This window comes from Maribacter sp. MMG018 (genome assembly GCF_018100785.1).
GTDB lineage: Bacteria > Bacteroidota > Bacteroidia > Flavobacteriales > Flavobacteriaceae > Maribacter.
Genome location: NZ_JAGJEC010000005.1, coordinates 49,121 through 67,654, shown reverse-complemented (window position 1 = coordinate 67,654; position 18,534 = coordinate 49,121). Strand labels below are relative to the sequence as shown.

Below are 18,534 nucleotides of genomic sequence, written 5' to 3'. Positions count from 1 at the left end.
TTAAAAGCATTTCATAAATGAAAATATTAGTTTGTATAAGCAACGTACCGGATACCACTTCCAAAATAAATTTTACCGACGGCGATACCAAATTCGACACCAATGGTGTACAATTTGTAATAAACCCAAATGATGAGTTTGGACTAACCCGCGCCATGTGGTTCAAAGAAAAACAAGGAGCTACCGTTCATGTAGCAACCGTTGGTGATGCCAGTGTTGAACCGACCATGAGAAAGGCCTTGGCTATTGGAGCCGATGAGGCAATCAGAATAAACACAGAACCTACCGATGGTTTTTACGTTGCCGAACAGCTGGCAAAAGTTGTAAAAGATGGCGGTTATGACCTCGTAATCTGCGGCAGGGAGTCTATCGACTATAACGGAGGCATGGTACCCGGCATTTTAGCGACCTTAACAGGAATGAACTTTATCAATACCTGTATAGGCTTAGAAATCGAAGATAAAAAAGTTACCGCTATCAGAGAGATCGATGGCGGAAAAGAAACTTTGAGCTCATCTCTACCTTTAGTAGTCGGGGGACAAAAAGGACTGGTACAAGAAAGTGATTTGCGTATTCCTAACATGCGCGGAATTATGATGGCCAGAAAAAAAGCCCTAAATGTTGTAGAACCTGTAGACGGTATTAAAGCGACAACAGACGCTAAGTTTGACAAACCAGCACCAAAAGGAGCTGTAAAACTAGCAAACAGCGTAGATGAATTAGTAGACCTTCTTCATAACGAAGCAAAAGTAATCTAAGGTTCAAAACAAAAAAATTAAAAGACAATGTCAGTAATAGTATATACAGAATCGGAAAACGGAAAATTCAAGAAAAACGCTTTTGAGGTCGCTTCATACGCCTCAGAAGTCGCCAAACAACTTGGAACTACGGCCACCGCAATCGCCATCAACTCCGAAGAGAACGAAATTCTAGGCAACTATGGAATTTCAAAAGTCTTGCATGTAAAAGATGACTCTTTAAAGACTTTCAACGCCAAAGCTTATGCAGAAGTCGTAGTAACCGCTGCTCAAAAAGAAAGTGCCACTACGGTAATTTTGAGTTCTAGCACAGACGCCAAGTTCATGGCTCCAATTTTGGCAGCAAACCTTAAGGCCGGTTACGTGCCCAACGTAGTGGCCGCACCAGACAGCACCCAACCTTTTGTTGTAAAAAGAACTGCTTTCAGCAACAAAGGTTTTGCGCATACCGAAATAAAAACAGAACAGAAAATCATTGGTGTATCCAACAATGCCTTCGGCACAATCGAAAATAAAGTGGACATCTCTATAGAAGACCTTAAGGTAGACATCAAAGAAGATGCCTTTGAGACAAAATCAGTAGAGATAGACAAAGTAGTCGGAAAAGCAACCATTGCAGATGCCGATATCGTAGTTTCTGCGGGACGAGGGCTTAAAGGTCCCGAAAACTGGGGAATGATAGAAGAATTGGCAGATGTACTCGGTGCCGCTACCGCTTGCTCCAAACCGGTATCCGATTTAGGTTGGCGACCACACGGCGAGCACGTTGGACAAACCGGAAAACCTGTAGCGAGCAATCTTTACATTGCCATTGGTATCTCTGGAGCCATTCAGCACCTTGCAGGTGTAAGTGCATCGAAAACAAAAGTTGTGATCAATAACGACCCCGAAGCCCCATTCTTTAAGGCTGCAGACTACGGTATTGTGGGCGATGCTTTTGAAGTGGTACCACAATTGATTGAAAAATTAAAGGAATTTAAAGCCCAAAACAGCTAAAATTTGTTAATTTGTGCCCCACTAAGGGCTGTTCAAATAGTTGGTGCCCCAAGTGTTTGAACAGCCTTTTTTTAGTTAAAAAAACTTATGAGTCTAGTACGATTGAAAATTAAAGGGATTTCATACAGCCAAACACAAAATGGCGCATACGCCCTTATTTTAAATGAAGTGGAGGGAGACCGAAAACTACCTATTGTCATCGGTGCATTCGAGGCACAATCTATTGCTATCGCCTTGGAGAAAGAAATTAAACCCCCAAGACCGCTGACCCATGATTTGTTCAAAAATTTTGCAGACCGCTTCGATATTATCGTAAAGCAGGTCATTATACATAAATTGGTCGACGGTGTTTTTTATTCGAGCATTATCTGCGAGCGAGACGGCATTGAAGAAATTATAGACGCAAGAACCAGTGACGCCATTGCATTGGCGCTTCGTTTTAACGCTCCTATTTTTACATACAAGACCATTTTGGACAAGGCCGGTATTTTCTTGAAATTCTCTACCAAGGACGAAAACGAAAAGAAAGAAAACGATGAAAGTATAGTCGTGGACGAAATCTTGCAAGAAGGTGAAACGGTTGAAATAGATTCTGGTGCCAGCGATGGTTATACCGAGTTGAGCATCGACGAACTAGAACAAGAGCTCAAGAAAGCGGTCAACAATGAAGACTATGAAAAAGCAGCAAAATTAAGGGATGAAATATCCAAAAGAAACTAAAGGATAAACCCTCTCCCATGAAAAACAATAAATGGCTAACAGCCTTATTAATTATAGCTCCATTAGCAATATTCGCACAATCTACAGATTCTCCCGAGGTTATTGCAAATACCGTTGACACCACTATCTTAAATGATGTTGCCACTGGCGAAATTGCAACCTCAGTTCCGAGTGAAGGTTTTTCCTTCAATAGTTTATGGAGAGGAGCATTAGGGATGTTGACACTATTGTTACTGGCTTTCTTGTTCAGCTCAAACAGAAAGGCAATTAACTGGAAAACAGTAGGTGTAGGCCTCTCTTTACAGATATTAATAGCTATAGGGGTATTAAAAGTTCCGTTTGTACAACTGATTTTTGAGCAGATAGGAAAAGTCTTCGTCAGCATTCTTGAATTTACCCGTGCAGGCAGTAAGTTTCTTTTTGAAGGTCTTGTCGTAGACACAGGTACTTTCGGCTACATATTTGCTTTTCAAGTACTACCAACAATTATATTTTTCTCTGCCTTAACTTCTTTATTGTTCTATTTAGGATTGATACAAAAAGTGGTAAAGTGGCTTGCTTGGGCACTTTCCAAAACCTTGGGTATTTCAGGACCTGAGAGTCTTTCTATTGCCGGAAATATATTTCTTGGGCAAACCGAAGCTCCTTTATTGATAAAAGCATATCTAGAAAAAATGACTAAATCAGAGATTCTATTAGTCATGATTGGCGGTATGGCTACTCTTGCTGGTGCAGTTTTAGCTGCCTATATCGGATTTTTAGGTGGTGAAGACGAAGCATTGCAACTGCTCTTCGCCAAACACTTACTGGCCGCATCGGTCATGGCAGCACCCGGAGCAATCGTAATATCTAAAATGTTATATCCACAAACTGAAGAAGTAAATAGTGATATTCATGTATCTTCCGAAAAAATTGGAGCCAATGTATTGGATGCCATATCAAATGGAACTACTGAAGGCTTAAGACTAGCAGTGAACGTTGGCGCCATGCTTTTGGTTTTTGTTGCTATAATCGCCATGGTCAATGGTATTTTGGAATGGACAGGTGATTTGACCCATATAAACAGTTGGATTGCCGAAAACACGGCATATCAAAAGTTTTCTTTGGAAGCTATTTTAGGTACCATCTTTGCACCCTTAATGTGGTTGATAGGAGTAGCAAAAGAGGACGTCATGTTAATGGGACAACTACTTGGTATTAAATTGGTAGCAAGCGAATTTGTAGGTTATGTACAATTGGCAGAACTTAAAGACCTTAGCACTTTGCCACATTTAAAGTTCAACAAGTCGGTTATTATGGCTACTTATATGTTATGTGGTTTTGCAAACTTTGCATCTATAGGTATTCAGATCGGTGGAATTGGATCACTCGCCCCAAGTCAACGAAAAACACTTTCAGAATTTGGAATGAAAGCAGTACTCGGAGGCTCTCTCGCCTCATTACTTTCCGCTACTATAGCAGGTATGATCCTAGGTTAATAACCTTTTGATAAAATAGCGTTGGCCAAGATACATTTAAGCCACTCTTTTTCTACTTTAGCACCACTACTCTCTGAAGAAGAAAAATGAAACAATATCACGATTTATTAAAACATGTTTTAAAGGAAGGAAACCAAAAAGGGGACCGAACCGGAACCGGAACAAAAAGCGTTTTCGGGTACCAAATGAGATTCGATCTTCAGAAAGGTTTTCCCTTGGTTACCACAAAAAAACTACACCTAAAATCAATTGTTCATGAACTATTATGGTTCTTGAAAGGAGACACCAATATTAAGTACCTACAAGAAAATGGTGTTCGTATATGGAACGAGTGGGCGGACGAAAATGGTGATCTAGGTCCTGTTTATGGTCACCAGTGGCGAAATTGGAACGGTGATGAAATAGACCAAATCAAAGAAATCGTACATTCCTTAAAAACAAACCCAAATAGTAGAAGAATGTTGGTATCCGCATGGAACCCTAGTGTTTTACCGGACACCTCAAAATCTTTTTCTGAAAATGTTGCCAACGGCAAAGCGGCTTTGCCCCCATGCCATGCATTTTTTCAGTTTTATGTTGCCGACGGGAAATTATCCTGTCAATTATACCAACGTAGTGCAGATATCTTCTTAGGGGTTCCGTTTAACATAGCTTCTTATGCACTTTTCACCATGATGATGGCTCAAGTATGTGGATATGAACCTGGTGATTTCATCCATACTTTTGGTGATGCCCATATCTACAACAATCATATGGAGCAAGTAGAACTACAGCTAAGTAGAGAACCTAGACCGTTACCAAAAATGGTTATCAACCATAAAATAAAGGATATTTTCGACTTTAAGTTTGAAGATTTTACCCTTTTAGATTATGATCCGCATCCGCATATAAAAGGTGTGGTTGCGGTATAACATTACTTTTTTACAAAAGCTATAAAATAAAGAAGGGAGAAAACATGTTTTCTCCCTTCTTCAATTCTAAGGTTTAAATTATTCTATAATTCGAGCACAGCGTTCTCAGAACCGGCATAATCGTTCCATTGATAACGGTCTGCTTCCGTCTCGTTAACATAGGCACCATCTACAATATATTTAAACTCATAAGAACCTTCTTTTGGCAAATTAAAGGTTCCCTTAAAAGTTCCGTTCTTTAATTTTTTTAAACTGCTTTCCTTAGGACTCCAGTTATTAAAGTCACCAACTACGGCAACTTTCTTCGCATCTTTAGCAGGCACTGTAAAAGTAACTTTACACACCGGTTTTGTTTTTAAATATTGTTTTGCAATTGCCATGACTTCAGTTTTTAAATTCTAAACAAAACTAACACATTAAAACACTCATTGTCAACGCTTAATGCAATTTTTATCATTTTAATAAAAATTTAGCTTCTTTTAACCGAGGTATGAAAATTTCATCTTTCTTTTATCAGAAGTAAATAATTTCTATTTTGCTGTTTTTAAGATTTTTACGACCGTATCCAGGTCACTTTCATTATTATAAAAATGAAAGCCCAGTCTTACACCTGACCCCCTTTGAGCACAAACAATGTTTTTCTGAAATAAGCTCTGAAAAACACTCTCATCAACCTTAATATTAAATATGCCGCTATGCTTTTCCCTTTCCACAATATGTTGATCCAGCAAACCTAAACCTGCAAACTCCTCTTTTGCCCTTTGCGACAAAAATTTATTATGTTCTGTAATCTTATCCATACCAATATTTTGAAAATACTGTAAAGAAAAATTAAGACTACCAAAATTAAGACTGGACAAATGGCCCGGTTCAAACTTTTTGGCAAAACGTATATTGTCCCTATTGTCAAAGTTGCCATTAGCCGCATTAAAACCTATGGTATTCACCGAACATTCTTCAATTATGCGATCCGAAAACATCATAAATCCATTGCCATAACCAGAAAGCAACCACTTATAGGCACTTGCACCAAGTACATCTATTCCAGAATTATCAAAATCAAAGGTCTTGGCACCACAAAATTGAGTACCATCCGCTATAATCAATAAATCTGGATGAGATTGTTTTAAACGTTTGATAAAATCCAAATCTATTAAAAAACCATCTAGCCATTGAACCAGACTAAAAGCCAAAATATCAATATGACCCTTCTTAATCGCCGCTTCGATATCAGCTTCCACCTCTACCCCCATTTTTACATATGAAATATCGAAATTTCTATTTTCAAATGCCCAATTAACCGAAGGATAGTCATTATTAAAAAGCAATACTTTTTTTCTAACGTCAATACCTTCTAGCAGGGTATTAAGGCCTATTGAAAAATTATTGACCAGTGCTACATTATTTTTTTTACAATTAAAGAAATCTCCAACATTGGCTCTAGTGTCAGCTATTACTTTTAGAGTGTTCTCGCGCATTTCGCTCCCGTGCAATAAAAAATCGAGATCATGTTCTTGCCGCCAATCTATCAACGAGTCATATAGAGGACCATATACGGCAGTATTTAAATAGACTCCTTTTCTTAAAACGGGAAACTCTTTTCTAATTTTATCCATTATTTATTCTTTAACAGGCCAGTAATTCGTCTTCATTGCTATATCTTAAACTATATAGCATACACCATCTGTTTTGCCTAAAGATAGTTATCTTCTTTTGGCCTACTTTTTGTAATATTGAAAAAAATGATTTTGTGAATACAATTACCATGATAGCCGCAGCTGCGGAGAACAACGCTTTAGGAAAAGACAATGATTTACTTTGGCACTTGCCAGATGATTTTAAACGCTTTAAACGTTTAACAACCGGGCATAAAATTATTATGGGAAGAAAAACCTTTGAAAGTTTCCCCAAACCCCTGCCCAATAGAACCCACATTATCGTTACCAGGGACAAAAACTATAAAGTTGATTGGAACAATTGCCTTGTGGTGCATTCACTCGAAGATGCCTTGGAAATGATTTCTTATGAAGATGCTTTTATTATAGGAGGTGGTGAAATATATAAACAAGGGGAGCAATTTTCAAATATCATTGAACTCACAAGAGTACACGAATCTTTTGACGCCGATACTTTTTTTCCAGAAATTGACCATGATACTTGGGAAGTCGTTCATGAAGAATATCACCCAAAAGATGATAAACATAAATACGATTTCACCTATATAACTTACAAAAGAAAGAACCAAAACTAAGTTTTGAACTATATTAAAAATCTAGATAGTCTACCTGCACATGGTCTGTGATATTTGCAACAAACCGCTGTAGTACCGACAGTTCGGCATTGGTAAAAAATCGGTGTTTTCCTTTTAGTGCCATATTGTTAAGCAAGCCCCCTTTTTCTAAAACAGCTTTTGTCTGCCTGGCCACAGCTTCTCCAGAATCAATAATTTTAACTCCTTCTGGCAGAAGTCGTTGTAATACCGGAACCAAATACGGGTAATGGGTGCACCCCAAAACAAGGTAATCGATGCCCTTATCCAGCATAGGTTCCAGAAATTGTTTTAACAAAGAAACAGTTGCTTCACTATCCAATTCTCCTTTTTCGATCAATTCCACCAATCCTTTGCCTTCGCGTTCAACAATTTCGATTCCTTCGGCATGGTTTTGTGCAGTACTGTGAAAAAGGGCACTGGTCAATGTCCCCTTGGTTGCTAAAATACCAACTGTTTTCGATTTTGAATTTAAGGCCGCCGGTTTTATGGCCGGTTCTATACCAACAAAAGGAACATCATAGGCACTTCTTAAATAATTAATCGCATTAGTGGTAGCCGTATTGCAGGCTACCACTATTATCTTACAATTATTCTCTAGAAGAAGTTCTGTGTTCTTGACACTTAACCCAATTATTTCATCTGCAGTCTTTTCTCCGTACGGTGCATTTTTGCTATCCGCAAGATAGATACAGTTTTCTTTTGGCAATAGATGTTGAATCTCTTTCCAGATGGAAGTGCCCCCTACTCCAGAATCAAAAATACCTATTGGGCGTTCGTTCATTCTATTTTACTGTTCTAACACCTTAACAATGGGCTTACCAGTTGTTCCATTCGGAAAAGCAATGCCCAACAAAGATGAAATAGTCGGTGCTATATCAGGAATCTCGGTACGTTCAACAGTACTCCCCTTTTTTATGCCTTTGCCATAGAACAATAACGGAGTATGCGTATCATAAATCTGCGGAGAACCATGCGTAGAACCTGTTTTTGAATAAGTTATGGTTCCTGGTTTTAAAACCAATAGCACATCGCCCGAGCGTTTTTGATTGTACCCATTTTGCAGAATATAAGGTATGCCCGAAGTATAGTTGTTCTGCCACATCTGATAACCGGTATAGACCCTGGCCACATAATCATAACTCAAAAATTCTTTAGCTATTTCCTCTTGTACTTCCCTTACCTCCAAGTCCAGGTTCTTTATAATCTTATGATCTAAAAAAATCTGATAGTTAGAAAAATTCTTCACTATATCCTTTGTCCCGTACTTATACTTTAAAAAATTCGCAAACTTCTCATTAGTAGTATCATAATCTACATAGCCCGCAGGTATTTTAACAGACTCTAGGTATGCCGGCACATTAATAGCGGCATGATCGGCCGTTAAAAACACGGTATACTCACCTTCTCCCACGTTTTTGTCCAAAGCTTCAAACAACCTTGCTAGATCTTTATCTAACCTAACGTATGTATCTTCTACCTCTTTGGAATTGACCCCAAATTTATGTCCTACATAATCTGTACTAGAGAAGCTAACCGCCAAGAAATCGGTAATATCATCTTTACCCAACTCTTCTTGCTTTAATGCTTCAATAGCAAAATCGGCCGTTAGGCTATTACCAAAAGGTGTACTTTTTATAATATCGAAATCTTTGTTCTTGTTCAATAATTCTTGGGGATTATGAGGAAATGTCGGTGAAGTTTCACCTTCAAACAAGCCTTCGAACGCATTGTTGTCACTACCACTTTCTACATAACTATTAATATCTTTTAAGGTGGTCCATGCTTTCTTATAAGATCCGGCAACACCAGAAGCATTAAAATCATTTACCCATTGTGGCAACTCGTCCATATAATATGTACTACTTATCCATTTCCCTTCATCGGCACCATGAAACCAATATGCAGCGTTTGCGGCGTGCCCTGCAGGTAAAATAGCCCCCCTATCCTTTAAAGCTATCCCAATCGTTTTTCCCTGCATCTGGGTATGCAACCGCAATTGGTCGGTAATCGTACTTACCAACATACGGTTCGGAGACATTTTACCGGCGTCAGAAGTAGTACCTACAGATTCATAACCGTCATCGGAGGCACAATATACCTCTACATCATTCTCCTTATCGTACCAATTGTTGCCTATGATCCCATGTGTTGCAGGCGTAGTACCGGTATAAACCGATGCATGGCCAGGAGCCGTACTGGTCGGAGCATAGTTATAATGGTTGTTCTTACAATTAAACCCATTTTCCATCATTCTTTTAAAACCTCCCTTATCATCGAACTGGTCGTAAAAACGGGTCAAATAATCAAAACGCATTTGATCCACGATAATACCAACAACAAGCTTCGGCCTCCCTTGTAAAGCCTTATCATCTTCCGCTTTTGACTTACGTTGTGAAAATCCGGATATAATTGAAAAGAATGTAAATAATACTGCTAAAATCGGTAATCTGAAATTCGTACTCATGCTTAAAATTTTGAAGTGTAAATGTAAATAAAATACCTCTTAATAGTTTAAATAGAAGTTAAATCAAATCGTTTATTGTTATTTTTACCGTAAGAAATCTATTTTTAATACATGAACTATTTAGCGTCTATTGGCAGCTATGCAATTATGATCCGTGAGGTTTTCAAAAAACCTACGAAATGGCGCATAATGAAATCGCTGATTTTAAAGGAAATAGATGAACTTGTTTATGGGTCTTTGGGCATCATCATTTTTATTTCTTTCTTTATTGGTGCTGTGGTAGCCATACAAACAGCATTAAACCTGACCAACCCTATTATTCCCAGAAGCCTCATCGGTTTTGCAACCAGACAATCGGTTATTCTCGAATTTGCCCCTACTTTCGTATCTATAATCATGGCGGGAAAAGTAGGTTCATATATTACATCTAGCATCGGTACCATGCGGGTAACAGAGCAAATCGATGCCCTGGAAGTGATGGGGGTAAACTCTTTGAACTACCTCGTTTTTCCTAAAATAATAGCAATGCTCTTTTATCCTTTTGCCATAGCCATATCTATGTATGTGGGTGTTTTTGGGGGATGGATAGCAGGTGTATTTGGAGGGTTTCTTACAAGTGCCGATTTTGTATCCGGGTTACAAACAGACTTTGTACCTTTTCATATCGCCTATGCCTTTATAAAAACCTTGATCTTTGCTTTCATCATAGCTACTATACCCTCTTTTCACGGTTATTACATGAAAGGTGGTGCCCTAGAGGTCGGTAAGGCCAGTACCACATCGTTCGTATGGACAAGTGTGGTCATCATAATATTGAACTATTTACTAACACAACTATTATTGGGCTAATGATCGAGGTAAACGACATACACAAATCTTTTGGCGACGCCCATATTCTTAAGGGGATTTCTACCACTTTTGAAAACGGAAAAACCAATTTGATAATAGGCCAAAGTGGCTCTGGAAAAACAGTTTTCCTGAAATGTCTTCTAGGACTGTTCTCTCCTGAAAAAGGATCTATTGTCTATGATGGAAAAACATATTCTAGCCTAACGGAAAAAGAAAAAAGAGCGTTACGGCAAGAAATGGGAATGGTGTTTCAGGGCAGTGCTCTCTTTGATAGTATGACCGTGGAAGGAAATGTTAAATTTCCTTTGGAAATGTTCACAAACCAATCCAAATCAGAAATGGAAGACCGGGTAAACACCGTATTAAAACGTGTAAACCTTGTGGACGCCCATCATAAATATCCTGCCGAAATTTCAGGTGGTATGCAAAAACGTGTGGCCATTGCGAGAGCTATTGTAATGAACCCCAAATATCTTTTTTGTGATGAACCCAATTCTGGCTTAGACCCAAAGACCGCCATTCTTATAGACAACCTTATAAAAGAGATTACAGAAGAATTCGATATTACCACGATCATCAACACCCACGACATGAACTCTGTGATGCAAATAGGCGAAAAAATCCTTTTCTTAAAAGATGGCCTTAAAGAATGGGAAGGCACCAAAAACGAAATTTTCAAAACCGATAACGAAGCCGTTACCAATTTTGTCTATTCATCCGATCTTTTCAAAAAAGTGCGCCAAATGTATATTGAAGAGCGAAATTAATCCGCTATCACCTCTTTTACCTGAATTTTCTTATTATTAAGACGAAGCTTTAACCACTCTTGTAATTTTTTCGCATCCTTTTCCGTTTGATAACGCTTGGCCTGTTTCTTCCAAGTAATTTCAAAAACAGGTATCGTATCCGTTTTTTCAAAATCGGTAGAAATCAAATAGGAATACCCTAAACGCGATAAATTTTCATAGTTGGCTTTTGCCTCTCGACTAATTTCGCTAAAAGGAATTTGCCATTTGGTTCTTTCCTTCATCTTTGCCAGTTCAGATTCTAAAAAGGTAATTTTATCATCTTTGCTAGATAATTGATTTTTTTGAGACTCGTATAATTCGTTTACATACTTCAGCTGATCGACCTCATCATTCTGTCCCCCTTGTATAATTTGCAACTCTGTATTCTTAAGCCTTGGATCTTCCACAAGTTTGGCCCTCCATGTTTCTATTACATTTTCGGGTATTGCTTCACTCCCCATAAAAACAACTGCTATGAGCGAGTTTTCACCGTGATTATATTCCAAATCCGTAAAATCCTTTAAAAACCTACCTTGCCCTGAAAATTTATAGGGAATTATGTTTTCTGCAATAAACTCGTTCGCCTGTTTTTTAAACAATGATTCTTGCAAAGCATCCCAAAAAGTGATTCCTGCCGGAATCATCACGGCTATGGCTACCGCCGAGGCAAGCCTGGCGATCAACCTTCGTCTTTGCGAATTCACATAACGTACCATTGGAAAACGCAATAACTTAATCACCAAAAACGTAGCCAAGGCAATGAAGATGGTATTGATCGTAAATAAATACATGGCACCACTGGCATAGTCCCAATTACCGATTGCCAAACCGAACCCAACGGTACATAAAGGAGGCATCAACGCCGTTGCAATGGCTACCCCAAAAATAACACTGGCAATGGTTCCTTTTTTTGCCCTGGCGATTACAAGCGCCAAGCCACCAAAAAATGCGATCAGAACATCGCGTATGTCCGGTGCGGTTCTTGCCAATAGCTCAGAAGACTCATCTCTAAGCGGGAAAAACTTAAAAAACAGAAAGGCCGTCAGCACACTGAGTACCACCATTACCCCAAAGTTTTTCAACGACCTTTTTAAGGTATCTATATCATTGATACCTATAGATAGTCCTATCCCTAAAATAGGCCCCATCAACGGTGAAATTAACATGGCGCCGATAACAACTGCTGTTGAATTGGCATTTAAACCAATAGAAGCTATAAAAATAGAACATATAAGAATCCACGATGTATGGCCTTTAAAAGGTATATCGGCGATTATCGCTTCTTTGGTCGCCTCTTGGTCGGTATTGGCCCTTATGTCCAATAACTCTAAAAGAAACTTTTTAATACTTCCCAACAGACCCCAAAAGTCCTTTTTCACCTCTTCCCCACTACCAGTAGGATTTTCGTTAGGTGTAATATTATCTTGATCTAATTTTTCTTGCATACCCTATGCGTACTTATTACCAAATTTATCTTTGACTTTGTTCAATACCTTTTTAATATCTTGTTCTTTGGTCTTCGGATATATTAAAAGTACATCTTCTTTGTCTACAATTATATAATCCTTTAAGCCATCGACCACAACAATTTTATCTTTGGATGTCCTTATCATATTACCGGTGGCGTCTTCTGGCAACAACTGTGCATTTACTACCGCATTACCCGTGCTGTCTTTGTTTAATTTATCAAAAAGCGACCCCCATGTACCCAGATCGTTCCAATCAAAGGTAGCGGCCAGCACATATATATCTTCCGATTTTTCTAAAATGGCATAATCTATAGAAATATTTTCGGCTTTTGGGTAGTTTTCAGTTATAAACCCTCTCTCCCCTTCCGAATTTAAGGAAGCTAATCCATTTATAAAAATTTGATATTGAGCAGGTTGAAATTCCTTAAATGCATTTACTATGGTTTTTACGCTCCACATAAATATACCTGCATTCCATAAAAAATTACCCTGCACCAAAAACTCCTTTGCCGTTTCATAGTCGGGTTTCTCCCTAAATTGGTTCACCTTTTTAACCGCATCGGTATCTGCCTTATCATATTCTATATACCCAAAACCCGTATTCGGAAACGTTGGTTTTATTCCCAAAGTACACAGCACTTCCTCCTTTTCACATTTATCAAAACATGTGATAACATCTTTCGAAAAAGCTTCCTCATCTTCGATCCAATGATCACTGGGAGCTACGATCATTACCCCATTCGGGTTCATTTTCTGGATTTTCAGAGCTGCATATAGAATACAAGGAGCTGTATTTCTCATTGCAGGTTCCAACACTACCTGTTCTTGTTTTACCATTGGCAATTGCTCCAAGACCAGATCATTATATCTCTCGTTGGTCAAAATCAAGATATTTTCTGTGGGAATGAACTTATTAAGCCGTTGAAAGGTTTTTTGAATAAGTGTCTCCCCCGTTCCTAACATATCGTGAAATTGTTTCGGGTATTCGGACGTACTAATCGGCCAAAACCTAGAACCAACTCCACCTGCCATTAAAACTGCGTAATAATTTTTATTCATTTTTCAACTTTTTATAAGTTCAACCACCGCATTGGGTTGAAAAAGATACATTTTTCCTGTATTCAACTCTATACATTCATACCTTTTTACCCTTTTATTTCCTTTTTTAAACAACTTTCCGTTATACATTTTAAAAATACTACCAATGGGTAATTCAAAAACGTACGTTTTCTTTTCTTGTTGTTCATCAAACTGTTGTAAAGCTACGGACAACATTGCATCGGTACTGCTGCTTGCCTTCGGATTCCTGAAATGTTTCGCTAAAAGGGGCAAAAGTTTCGATGGGAATACTTCTGGCCGTATAAAAGGAAGCATCAAATATTGAAACGTTCTCTTCCACTCCGCTCCATGGGGCTTAATATGTCTTCCATACTTTTTAAAAGCTACCAGGTGGGCAATTTCATGAATCAAGGTTATTAGAAAGCGATACTTGTTAAGGGTAGCATTCACGGTTATCAGATGCTTTCCATCAGCCAGCCTTCTATAATCGCCATGTCTGGTAACCCTTTCATTAACTATTTTTAAATGAACCTCATTTGTTCTGATAAGATCCATACTGGGCGAAACGGCACGTTCCGGTATATATTTTCGAAGAACTTCTTCCATTACCACAAAAATACCCGAAAAAATATTATCTATTTGTTATTAAAGGACGATTATAGTACTATTGACACCATATACATTAATATGAAGAAGTATTTTTTTACCTTTTTTTTCGTAGCGATCATTAGTTGCTCTCCTAAATTGTTCAACAAAAAATGGACAGAGGAAATTTCGCCTTTACGTTACAAAGTTCAATTCGAAACCTCAAAAGGGGTATTTGAAATAGAGGTAGACCGAAAGCTTTCACCAAAAGCAGCGGATAGATTCTATCAACTCGTTAAACACCGATACTTCGACAACCAACTCTTTTACAGAGTAAACCCAGGTTTTGTGGCTCAATTTGGCAGTAGCGACTCTACAAGCATAAACAATTGGGGAAGTGTGAAAGTCCCCGATGAAAAAGTTGTAAAGGGCAACACAAAGGGTACGATAAGTTTTGCAAGAAGCGGTCCGGAAACCAGGGCAACCGACCTTTTTATTAACCTAAGTGACAATGAGCGCCTAGACACCATATTTTACAATGACGTAAAAGGCTTCCCTACTTTTGGAAAAGTTACCAAAGGAATGGATGTTGTTTCTGCCTTATATTCCGGTTACGGAGATAAAACAATGGGCACCCTTGACCTAATGTACTCTAATAAATCCGATTTTATAAAAATGTTTCCGAAATTGGACACTATACACAAGGCCACTTTATTAAAATGAATCTATGGTGTCGAATTGGAAACCTGAATTAATTTACCGTTAAAAAGCTGATTGCCGTTTAATGTAAAATCTTTGATATAACGTGCCATTTGCTCCGGGGTCGTGGGCGCCTGGTATCCAGGAAAAGCTTCTTCCAGCATTTCTGTCTGTACGGCCCCCAATGCCAGAACATTAAAGGATGGCCCTGTTTCTTTATACTCCTCCGCAAGCAATTCTGTAAGCGTTATTACAGCCCCCTTACTGGAACTATATGCCGAAAGTCCTGGAAACTTAACACTGCCCTGCACACCACCCATAGAGCTACAGGTGACTACATGTCCATTTTTACCCATTAACGGAGCTACCAATCTTGTAATCGCCGCTACCCCAAAAACATTGACCTCATAAACCTCCCTAAACTCTTCTACAGAGGTTTCGGAAAACGGTTTGTTCAATAACTTGCCCGCGTTATTGATCAACACATCCACTTCTTTCCATTCTTTTTCAAGAAAAGCTTGAAGCATATTCAAATCATCTTTCTTTGAAATATCAAAAGGAAAGGTTCGGATATTCCTATCCTCTAATTTTTTTATCGGTTTCTCATTTCTTGACAACGCCAATACCTCATGATTTTCATTGGCGAACAATTTTGCCATTTCAAAACCAATGCCCCTACTTGCACCTGTTATTATTACCTTAGCCATTATTTTTCATTATATTTTATTTCCTTTTCTGGCGCATTGGCAATACCCTCAACTACAGGTATCATTTTATTTATAATTTCTGCCATATGGCCATAATCCATTTTATCAGTTTCATCACCCACCTTATGATAATGGTCGAAGTTGGTAAAATCGAACGTACTATAGGTTTGTGACGGCACATTGAATTCTTGATGAAAGGGATAGTTATCGGAGCGCCTGAACAGGTTAAATTCCTTCGCTTTCGGAAGAAAACCTGCAATTTTCCCTCCTGCATACTTATTGGTTATCTCCGCTAAATTAGAAAGTTCGTATCCCGTTAAATACAACAAATAGTCCTTATCTACCATTGGCACACCTACCATTTCATAATTTAACATTGCATAAAGATCTAAACCTTCCCCTTTCAGCTTTTTAGCCAAATGCCTGGACCCCAACAATCCTTTTTCTTCTGCACTGAAAAAAGCAAAAACAATACTTCTCTTATTTGACCTGGTCTCCCCAAAATATCTTGCCAATTCTAGAAGCATACTTGTACCTGAAGCATTATCATTGGCGCCATTGGCGATCTCATCGCCCCCTTCTGGACTTATGATGCCAATATGGTCATAGTGAGCCCCTAAAACAATATATTCGTTCTTTAAATTAGCATCGCCCCCTTCTAAAACACCTACTACATTATAAGCTACTTTATCAAAATTACTTAAGGTATCACGATACGAAACAAAATATGGCTTTACCCCGCTCTCTTGCAGAATACCTTCGATAAATGACGCGGCCTTGGCAATACCCTCGCTACCGGAATCTCTTCCCTGAAGCTCGTCAGAGGCCAAAAAACTCATCAATTCACCTACTTCTACAGGTGAAGTAAACCCAGCCCCAGAACTTTGGCCCATGTTTAGGTTTGTAGAGACAACACTTCCTTTTAACCCTTCTGGATTATTAGGATTCAATTCTATTTCATTAGAAATTTTCTTTGAACCACAAGAAGTCAATAAAATGACCAAAAACAAACTTAAATATTGTTTCATACGATTATAATATATAGTAATAATAATTCTTAAAGATAAAAAAAAGCATCCCTTAACAGGATGCTTTCATATTCTTAATTTTTAAATGTAGTTCTTAAGCCAGCATTGTCACCGGATTTTCTATATAAGACCTTAAGGTCTGCAAGAATTGGGCACCTACTGCACCATCAACGGTTCTATGATCACATGCCAACGTTAATTTCATGGTACTTCCAACAACAATCTCCCCATTCTTTACAACTGGCTTCTCTTCAATGGCACCAACAGAAAGTATTGCAGAATTAGGCTGATTGATGATGGACGTAAACTCTTGTATACCGAACATACCTAAATTAGAAACGGTAAAAGTACTCCCTTCCATTTCTGCAGGGGTAATTTTCTTGTTACGCGCTTTTCCGGCCAAATCTTTTACGGCACTTCCAATTTGCGTTAGTCCTAATAAATCGGCATGTTTTACTACGGGTACGACCAAACCTTCATCAACTGCTACGGCAACCCCCATATGAATATGCTTATACTGTATAGTAGTATCACCGTTCCATGTTGTGTTTACCTGCGGATGTTTTCTTAAAGCCATTGCACAAGCCTTTAACACCATATCATTAAAAGAAACCTTCGTATCCGGCAAACTGTTGATTTGCGCACGTGACTTCTTGGCATTGTCCATATCTACTTCTATGGTCAAGTAAAAGTGCGGTGCCGTGAATTTAGAGTTACCCAATGCCCTAGCGATCGCTTTACGCATATTGGAGTTTTTAGATTCCTCCACTCCTTCTTCTCCTGACGGAAGTGCCATGGAAACAGCAGGAGCTGTAGATACCTTCTCTTCTTTTGCTACCGGAGCAGAGATACTTGCCGTTTCTTCACTTGGCTTATAATTTTCAATATCCTTTTTGATAATTCTACCATTATCACCGGTACCTGTAACTTTGGATAGATCTATTCCCTTATCCTCTGCTATTTTTTTAGCCAATGGAGAAGCAAAAATGCGACCACCGTTCGATGTGGTTTTTGAACCTGACGTCGTCTCAGCTACTTTTTCTTTAGTATCTTCAGAAGAACTGGCGCCCTCTTTTGTTTCCGTCTCGGCATTTTTTGCCGCACCAGGACCAGCATTTAAAACAGCATCAACATCGGTACCTTCTGGACCAATTACCGCAAGCACTGCATCTACAGGAGACGATTCCCCCTCTTGAACACCAATATACAATAACTTACCAGAGTAAAAAGACTCAAATTCCATGGTAGCTTTGTCAGTTTCGATCTCGGCAAGAATATCACCTTCCTCAACATCGTCGCCAACTTTCTTTAACCAAGCGGCCACAGTACCTTCTTCCATGGTATCGCTTAGTCGGGGCATTTTAACCACTTCTACTCCCTCAGGAATTTCTACGGACCCTGTAGCTTCTGAACCTTTTTCCGAATCTTCAGCAGCTTCTACGGTTTCAGACTTACTTTCTTCCGTTTTAGAGTCTGCACTTCCATTCAATAGTCCGGAAATATCTTCACCTTCCTCACCAATAATAGCTAAAAGTGAGTCAACCGGAGCACCTTCCCCCTCTTTTACACCTATGTGCAAAAGGGTTCCTTCGTGAAAAGATTCGAACTCCATAGTGGCCTTATCGGTTTCTATCTCGGCAAGAATATCACCTTCCTCTATTTTGTCTCCGACATTTTTTAACCACTTCGCTACGGTACCCTCTTCCATGGTATCGCTTAATCGGGGCATGTTTACTACTTCAGCCATTTAC

Annotated in this window: 19 protein-coding genes; 9 read left to right on the top strand and 10 right to left on the bottom strand. The window is 38.8% G+C overall.

Annotated features, from left to right (window positions below; genetic code table 11):
- Window positions 1-17: 17 nt before the first annotated feature.
- The 5 genes from J8L85_RS16290 (at window position 18) to J8L85_RS16270 (ending at window position 4,863) form a co-directional block, all read left to right on the top strand.
- Window positions 18-758 carry an electron transfer flavoprotein subunit beta/FixA family protein gene (locus tag J8L85_RS16290; RefSeq protein WP_211019062.1) on the top strand — a complete coding sequence of 247 codons (741 nt, stop codon included), beginning with the start codon at window positions 18-20 and terminating at the stop codon, window positions 756-758.
- Between the two features lie 27 nt (window positions 759-785).
- Entirely contained in the window at window positions 786-1,754 is a 969-nt protein-coding gene (locus J8L85_RS16285) for an electron transfer flavoprotein subunit alpha/FixB family protein (RefSeq protein WP_211019059.1), read from the top strand.
- Between the two features lie 87 nt (window positions 1,755-1,841).
- Complete coding sequence (locus J8L85_RS16280; RefSeq protein WP_211019057.1) at window positions 1,842-2,474, top strand: bifunctional nuclease family protein; 633 nt, start codon at window positions 1,842-1,844, stop codon at window positions 2,472-2,474.
- Between the two features lie 17 nt (window positions 2,475-2,491).
- On the top strand, window positions 2,492-3,952 hold the full coding sequence (locus tag J8L85_RS16275; RefSeq protein ID WP_211019055.1) for a nucleoside transporter C-terminal domain-containing protein: 1,461 nt from the start codon (window positions 2,492-2,494) through the stop codon (window positions 3,950-3,952).
- Between the two features lie 86 nt (window positions 3,953-4,038).
- Window positions 4,039-4,863, top strand: coding sequence for a thymidylate synthase (locus J8L85_RS16270; RefSeq protein ID WP_211019053.1), 825 nt, complete (start codon window positions 4,039-4,041; stop codon window positions 4,861-4,863).
- Between the two features lie 83 nt (window positions 4,864-4,946).
- Here the strand turns inward: J8L85_RS16270 and J8L85_RS16265 are convergent, their stop codons facing one another.
- Both J8L85_RS16265 and J8L85_RS16260 read right to left on the bottom strand, forming a co-directional pair.
- Window positions 4,947-5,243 (bottom strand): isoamylase early set domain-containing protein, encoded by a 297-nt coding sequence (locus J8L85_RS16265; protein ID WP_211019051.1) that lies wholly within the window; start codon window positions 5,241-5,243, stop codon window positions 4,947-4,949.
- A 150-nt stretch (window positions 5,244-5,393) separates the two neighbouring features.
- The gene (locus J8L85_RS16260; protein ID WP_211019049.1) at window positions 5,394-6,479 is read right to left on the bottom strand and encodes an aminotransferase class V-fold PLP-dependent enzyme; all 1,086 of its coding nucleotides are present in this window, start codon (window positions 6,477-6,479) and stop codon (window positions 5,394-5,396) included.
- Window positions 6,480-6,613: 134 nt separating this feature from the next.
- Between J8L85_RS16260 and J8L85_RS16255 the strand changes: the two genes are divergently transcribed.
- The gene (locus J8L85_RS16255) at window positions 6,614-7,114 is read left to right on the top strand and encodes a dihydrofolate reductase (protein ID WP_348771773.1); all 501 of its coding nucleotides are present in this window, start codon (window positions 6,614-6,616) and stop codon (window positions 7,112-7,114) included.
- Window positions 7,115-7,127: 13 nt separating this feature from the next.
- On the opposite strand, the gene murI is transcribed toward J8L85_RS16255, so the two are convergent.
- Together murI and pafA are read right to left on the bottom strand one after the other, a co-directional pair.
- Window positions 7,128-7,916 (bottom strand): glutamate racemase, encoded by a 789-nt coding sequence (murI, locus tag J8L85_RS16250; RefSeq protein WP_211019047.1) that lies wholly within the window; start codon window positions 7,914-7,916, stop codon window positions 7,128-7,130.
- 6 nt (window positions 7,917-7,922) lie between these two features.
- Window positions 7,923-9,599, bottom strand: coding sequence for an alkaline phosphatase PafA (pafA, locus tag J8L85_RS16245; protein ID WP_211019045.1), 1,677 nt, complete (start codon window positions 9,597-9,599; stop codon window positions 7,923-7,925).
- A gap of 111 nt (window positions 9,600-9,710) precedes the next feature.
- Here pafA and J8L85_RS16240 point away from each other — a divergent pair, with 111 nt between their 5' ends.
- Both J8L85_RS16240 and J8L85_RS16235 read left to right on the top strand, forming a co-directional pair.
- Window positions 9,711-10,448 carry an ABC transporter permease gene (locus J8L85_RS16240; protein ID WP_047247575.1) on the top strand — a complete coding sequence of 246 codons (738 nt, stop codon included), beginning with the start codon at window positions 9,711-9,713 and terminating at the stop codon, window positions 10,446-10,448.
- Window positions 10,448-11,215, top strand: a complete 768-nt coding sequence (locus tag J8L85_RS16235) for an ABC transporter ATP-binding protein (RefSeq protein ID WP_211019043.1) — start codon at window positions 10,448-10,450, stop codon at window positions 11,213-11,215. Before J8L85_RS16240 ends, J8L85_RS16235 begins: the two co-directional genes overlap by 1 nt.
- Here J8L85_RS16235 and J8L85_RS16230 read toward each other — a convergent pair.
- From J8L85_RS16230 to J8L85_RS16220, 3 genes are read right to left on the bottom strand one after another with little or no spacing between them, the layout of a single operon-like run.
- On the bottom strand, window positions 11,212-12,681 hold the full coding sequence (locus tag J8L85_RS16230) for a DUF389 domain-containing protein (protein WP_211019041.1): 1,470 nt from the start codon (window positions 12,679-12,681) through the stop codon (window positions 11,212-11,214). The genes J8L85_RS16235 and J8L85_RS16230 overlap by 4 nt on opposite strands.
- 3 nt (window positions 12,682-12,684) lie before the next feature.
- The gene (locus J8L85_RS16225) at window positions 12,685-13,764 is read right to left on the bottom strand and encodes a mannose-1-phosphate guanylyltransferase (protein ID WP_211019039.1); all 1,080 of its coding nucleotides are present in this window, start codon (window positions 13,762-13,764) and stop codon (window positions 12,685-12,687) included.
- 3 nt (window positions 13,765-13,767) lie between these two features.
- Window positions 13,768-14,370 carry a SprT-like domain-containing protein gene (locus tag J8L85_RS16220; protein WP_211019037.1) on the bottom strand — a complete coding sequence of 201 codons (603 nt, stop codon included), beginning with the start codon at window positions 14,368-14,370 and terminating at the stop codon, window positions 13,768-13,770.
- Window positions 14,371-14,451: 81 nt separating this feature from the next.
- Between J8L85_RS16220 and J8L85_RS16215 the strand changes: the two genes are divergently transcribed.
- Window positions 14,452-15,072, top strand: a complete 621-nt coding sequence (locus J8L85_RS16215) for a peptidylprolyl isomerase (protein ID WP_211019035.1) — start codon at window positions 14,452-14,454, stop codon at window positions 15,070-15,072.
- A 2-nt stretch (window positions 15,073-15,074) separates the two neighbouring features.
- On the opposite strand, the gene J8L85_RS16210 is transcribed toward J8L85_RS16215, so the two are convergent.
- From J8L85_RS16210 to J8L85_RS16200, 3 genes are all read right to left on the bottom strand, one after another.
- The gene (locus J8L85_RS16210) at window positions 15,075-15,755 is read right to left on the bottom strand and encodes an SDR family oxidoreductase (protein ID WP_211019033.1); all 681 of its coding nucleotides are present in this window, start codon (window positions 15,753-15,755) and stop codon (window positions 15,075-15,077) included.
- Entirely contained in the window at window positions 15,755-16,783 is a 1,029-nt protein-coding gene (locus J8L85_RS16205) for a M20/M25/M40 family metallo-hydrolase (RefSeq protein WP_211019031.1), read from the bottom strand. Before J8L85_RS16205 ends, J8L85_RS16210 begins: the two co-directional genes overlap by 1 nt.
- 94 nt (window positions 16,784-16,877) lie before the next feature.
- Window positions 16,878-18,530, bottom strand: a complete 1,653-nt coding sequence (locus J8L85_RS16200) for a pyruvate dehydrogenase complex dihydrolipoamide acetyltransferase (protein WP_211019030.1) — start codon at window positions 18,528-18,530, stop codon at window positions 16,878-16,880.
- Between the last annotated feature and the right edge of the window lie 4 nt (window positions 18,531-18,534).